The organism is Rhizobium ecuadorense, from assembly GCF_001187535.1.
Taxonomy (GTDB): domain Bacteria; phylum Pseudomonadota; class Alphaproteobacteria; order Rhizobiales; family Rhizobiaceae; genus Rhizobium; species Rhizobium ecuadorense.
The window spans coordinates 1-308 of record NZ_LFIO01001027.1; the positions used below are offsets into that span (position 1 = coordinate 1).

General features: G+C 61.4%; 1 pseudogene. It reads right to left on the reverse strand.

Annotated elements, in window-relative coordinates:
• A pseudogene (locus AF337_RS18585) lies at positions 1–308 on the reverse strand (SDR family oxidoreductase); the annotation flags it as partial.

Genomic DNA, 308 nt, shown 5'->3' on the forward strand with positions numbered 1-308 from the left:
CCGTTGGGACTGTCGAAACCAATCCGCAAAGTCGATCTTGCCGAGCCTCGCGCCCTCGCCGGGCACAAGCGAGCGATCGTCCAGTTCAGACCCGAAGTAGCGCGCATGAGCGTCTGCCTGGACTCTCCTCGGATCGTTGATGGCCTTCAGATACCGGGCAACGATCTCGTGCATGTGACCGCGCTCGGGACCGGCAATCTCGATCGTGCCGTTAAGCGGCTTTGAAAGCGCGACATCCGCCATCGCATCGGCAACATCATCCGATGCGATGGGCTGGAAAGCTGCGGGAGAAAGACGAGCGACGGTGC